General features: G+C 46.9%; 4 protein-coding genes. All 4 read right to left on the bottom strand.

The annotated features are described in order from the left end of the window. Positions 1-1801: FimV/HubP family polar landmark protein (locus tag AACP44_RS08485; protein WP_339340096.1), on the bottom strand; the 1801-nt coding region annotated here is incomplete at its 3' end. Positions 1802-1991: 190 nt separating this feature from the next. Beyond that, complete coding sequence (gene asd / locus AACP44_RS08480) at positions 1992-3104, bottom strand: aspartate-semialdehyde dehydrogenase (RefSeq protein WP_339340095.1); 1113 nt, start codon at positions 3102-3104, stop codon at positions 1992-1994. 28 nt (positions 3105-3132) lie between these two features. Continuing rightward, complete coding sequence (gene leuB / locus AACP44_RS08475; protein WP_339340094.1) at positions 3133-4212, bottom strand: 3-isopropylmalate dehydrogenase; 1080 nt, start codon at positions 4210-4212, stop codon at positions 3133-3135. 28 nt (positions 4213-4240) lie between these two features. Beyond that, the gene (leuD, locus tag AACP44_RS08470; protein WP_339340097.1) at positions 4241-4888 is read right to left on the bottom strand and encodes a 3-isopropylmalate dehydratase small subunit; all 648 of its coding nucleotides are present in this window, start codon (positions 4886-4888) and stop codon (positions 4241-4243) included. Between the last annotated feature and the right edge of the window lie 22 nt (positions 4889-4910).

Raw genomic sequence — 4910 nt, 5'->3', positions numbered from 1 at the left:
CAGCAGCGGCTGGTACCGGCAATTCATTGTTATCACCCATTTCTGCATCCAGATCAAAAAGATCGATATCGTCTAGGTCCGCCAAGTCCAAATCATCATCAAATTCATCAAGGTCAAAATCGATAGTGTCATCAATTGAGTGATCGATATGGCTCGGCAACCCATCCAACCAATCGGCGGCCCCTTCGGCGCTAGCCAGCATGGTTTTAACCTCATCGATGGCCACAGCATCGCCCAAACTTTGTAACATCCTATACTGCTGCTGAAACTCCAACTTATCGCGAGTTTCGAGATAAGCCTTTAACAGCTTTATTTGCAGATCAATACGACCTGGTTGCTGGTGGAGTGCAGAGCGAAGTAAACCAATCGCTTGCTGATAATGACCAAAGGCCATATAAATTTCGGTCTCGGCCATAACATCACCGATATCAGAAGCTGCAGTAGCTGCCGGTGATACCACCGGTTCGGAAGGCTCAGCATTTTCAAGCGAGATTGTGTCCTGATCACTTTCCTCAGTGCTATCAATCTGTTTTATATTATCGTTAGTCATATACTGCTCTGGCTCGACGGTGGAATTGTCCGCCTCAGCAGTGTCCTTGTTGCTGGCTAGATCAGTATGCTTCTCACGTCTTAAAAGCAGAACTGTTATTGCCACCAATAACAAAGCGCCGGCACCACCGACATAAAAACGGTTATTCCATATCCACTCTACCCACTCCATCACAGATTCAGGCACTGCGGTTGATGGTGGGTTAGCTACTTGAACCATCTGCTCAGACAAAGCTGCTGCTTCGGCACGAGCTTGAGCCACCTCATCGTCTACACGAGTTTGTAAATCGGCTAACTGACGCTCTTTAAGTTCCAACAGACGCTGCAGCACCGCCAATCTCGCTTCCATATCATCCAGACGAATCAGTAATTCCTGATTATCACGTTCAGCCTTATCCAGATTTTCCGCGCTGGCAGCCAGCTCACTTTCTAAGGCCGCGCTGTCGGCTGAGTCGAGACTTTCAACGTCAATCGAATCATCACTATTAGCGTTGGTAACAATGGACAAACGAGGCTGCTCCGAATAGGAAGTTTCACTAGCATCAGCAACACCAAGTTGCGGCTCCGATAACTCCACAGGACGCCAAGAACGGTTTTGATTGGCGACTTCATTTAAGGCTTGTGTTTCAGAAACCGAAATATCCTCTTGCGTAGGCAGGCGCAATAGAGAGCCTTTCTTTAAATGATTGATATTGTCTTCAAAGGCCTGAGGATTTAAACGCTGAATCGCCAGCATAGTTTGCTGTACGCTAACCGCTTCGGAGGGACGGCTTTTTAGTGCAATTCTCCACAAGTTGTCATTGGCGCTGACACGGTATTGTTTGTCAGAAGAGGCGGTTGCAACGGACTGGTCATAGTTCGGCAAATCTACCAGCACGGTATATTCACGCAGTAAGCGACCATCAGGCCAGCGGGTTTCAATCAGAAAATTAAGATAAGGCTCAACCACGGGGTCGCGGCTGGTTAACCTAATAACACCACTACCCTGACCATCCAGTTCAACCTTAAAATCAACACCGGTCAGGAAAAAATTTCTGCTAATGCCGGCATGATTAAAATCTTCGGGGTCGGCCAGCCTGGCAACTATTTGGCTATCATCAAGGTCAGCTGTATTCTGCAAAGCAATTTCTGCTTCCAGCGGCTGATTTAAAGACGTTAAAATGGAAAGCTCACCCAGACCCAACGCATTGGTCATATTGGCCTGTAGGATTCCAATCGCCGCAATCATCATCGCCAGCTTTTTAGATACCATAATCGTTCCTTTTTTCACCGTTGAGGTGAGTCATTTCATCACAATTATTAGGCAGAAAACCGAGACACTACAGCTCGGCATGTTAAATCTGCCCTGATATACAGCCATCACTCAATATAATAATTCACATTAATTATTTACTGTAAATACTTAATAAATATGAACTTATTAAGTTATTTTACATAAGGGTCTAATCCTCAATCAGAATACGCAACATCCGTCTTAAAGGCTCCGCCGCACCCCATAATAGCTGATCACCGACGGTAAAGGCCGATAAATATTCGGGGCCCATATTCATTTTGCGCAATCGACCAACAGGTATGGACAATGAACCGGTTACCGCCGTTGGCGTTAGCTGCTGCAAAGTAATATCACGGTCATTGGGCACCACTGTCACCCAATCATTCGCAGCCGCCAGCATAGCCTCAATCTCATCCATTGGCACATCGCGGTTTAGCTTTACGGTTAATGCCTGGCTATGACAGCGCATAGCACCAATGCGAACGCAGAGACCATCGATCGGGATGATCGATGAAGCTCCCAGCAGCTTATTGGTTTCAGCCTGGCCTTTCCATTCTTCGCGACTTTGACCGTTATCCAGCTGGCGGTCAATATAAGGCAACAAACTACCGGCTAATGGCGCACCAAAATTATCGACAGGAAAGTCATCACTGCGCATCGATGCGGCAACTTTCCGATCTATCTCCAGAATAGCAGCGGCAGGATTTGCCAACTCATCAATCACCGCACCTTCAATAGCACCCATCTGCCTAATCAGTTCACGCATATTTTGCGCGCCGGCACCACTGGCAGCCTGATAGGTCATTACCGAAGCCCAATCGACCAAGCCGTGGCGAAATAAACCACCCATGGCCATTAACATCAAACTGACGGTACAGTTACCGCCAATAAAGTTTTTAACACCATCAGCCAGCCCTTGTTTAATCATATCCTTATTGACAGGATCGAGGATAATCAACGCATCATCATCCATACGTAAACTGGAAGCAGCATCAATCCAATAACCATTCCAACCGGCACGGCGTAAGGCCGGAAACACAGATTGCGTGTAGTCACCACCCTGACAGGAGATAATCACATCCATGGTCTTTAACTCATCAATATCGCCGGCATCTTTAAGCGGTGGAATCTCAACCCCGATATCAGGCCCCTGCCCACCGATATTGGATGTGGTAAAAAAAACCGGCTGTTCGATATGCTTAAAATCCCCTTCTGCCAGCATCCGCTCCATTAATACAGAGCCGACCATACCGCGCCAACCTACAAAACCTACTCTTTTCATAACACTTAATCTCTAAGCTATCAGTTAATTACGCCTGCAAAGCGGCGGCAACAGCATCGCCCATCGTACTGGTATCAACCAGACGCTTGCCCTCAGAATAAATATCAGCCGTTCGCAAACCTTGATCCAATACATCACCCACCGCTTGCTCGACCGCTTCAGCTGCTTCGGTGGCATTGAGTGAATAACGCAGCATCATGGCCGCCGATAAAATCATCGCCAGCGGATTGGCTTTGCCCTGACCGGCGATATCCGGTGCAGAGCCGTGACAGGGCTCATACATACCACGACCATTTTTATCCAGTGACGCCGAAGGCAACATACCGATGGATCCGGTTAGCATCGCCGCCGCATCCGACAAAATATCACCGAACATATTGCCGGTGACGACAACATCAAACTGCTTGGGTGCGCGCACTAATTGCATGGCTGCATTGTCGACATACATATGGCTCAATTCAACATCGGGATAATCTGCGGCCATTTGCTGCATGACCTCGCGCCATAAAACCGTTGCCTCCAAGACATTGGATTTATCCACCGAACATAATTTTCCACCGCGTTTTTGCGCCGCCTCAAAAGCCATGGCGCCAATACGACGAATTTCTGTCTCGTTATATTTGTAAGTGTTATAGCCCTCTCTTTCGCCGTTTTCCAAGGTGCGAATACCGCGCGGCTCACCAAAGTAAATACCACCGGTTAACTCTCTGACAATAAGAATATCCAAACCAGAAACCACCTCTGGTTTTAACGAAGACGCTTCAGCCAATTGCGGATACAAAATCGCAGGCCGTAAATTACCAAATAGCTGCAGTGCAGAGCGCAGTTGCAACAGGCCTTTTTCCGGACGCAGCTCACGGCCGACATCATCCCACTTGGGACCACCAATAGCGGCAAATAAAATCGCATCTGAGTCTTTGGCCTTGCGCAAGGTTTCATCGGGCATTGGCACACCCGCCACATCAAGCGCCGCACCACCTAATAAGGCTTGATCAAACTCGATAGCCAAATTAAAACGGCTATTAATCACATCAAGGACTTTTCGTGTTTCGGTGGTAATTTCAGGACCAATACCGTCACCTGAAATCACTAAGACTTTTCTACTCACTTTTTAACTCCCATAGAGGCAAAACCCCTTACTGTACGGCGCCAAACAACCAAGGTGATTTTTTTTGATAGTTTCGCTCAAACTCACGAATGGCATCCGCATCTTGCAAGGTAATACCGATATCATCCAGACCATTTAATAAACAATGCTTGCGGAAAGCATCCACCTCAAAAGGAATTTGGTCGCCATCAGGCTTTTCAATTAGCTGCGCTTCCAAATTAACCGTTAGCTGATATCCTTCTGTGGTGTACATTTCTTCAAATAAGCTTTCAACAATCGTTGTATCTAACACAATAGGCAGCAAACCGTTTTTAAAACAGTTATTAAAAAAGATATCCGCAAAGCTTGGCGCAATAATGGCACGAAAACCATAATCCTCAATCGCCCATGGAGCATGCTCACGACTTGAACCGCAGCCAAAATTTTCCCGAGTTAATAAGATCTGTGCGCCCTGATACCGGGGAAAATTAAGCGGAAAATCAGGATTTTTTGGACGCTGACTGCAATCCATATCCGGCTTACCCACATCCAAATAACGCAGCTCATCAAACATAAAGGGACCAAAACCCGAACGCTTGATGGATTTTAAAAACTGCTTGGGGATAATCATATCGGTATCAACATTGGCCCGATCGATTGGCGCGACAATACCTGTCACGGTAGTAAAACTTTTCATTGTCATTCCTCTTTCGCTCTTT

Origin of the sequence: uncultured Oceanicoccus sp., assembly GCF_963968385.1 — a bacterium.
In the GTDB taxonomy this organism is placed as follows: domain Bacteria; phylum Pseudomonadota; class Gammaproteobacteria; order Pseudomonadales; family Dasaniaceae; genus Oceanicoccus.
Note: the sequence above shows the minus strand (reverse complement) of the source record. Positions and strands in the feature narration are given on the sequence as shown.

Bases quoted from the DNA above. Each gene is read 5' to 3' on its own strand.
- asd (WP_339340095.1), bottom strand. From the start codon at position 3,104: ATGAAAAGAGTAGGTTTTGTAGGTTGGCGCGGTATGGTCGGCTCTGTA.
- leuD (WP_339340097.1), bottom strand. From the start codon at position 4,888: ATGAAAAGTTTTACTACCGTGACAGGTATTGTCGCGCCAATCGATCGG.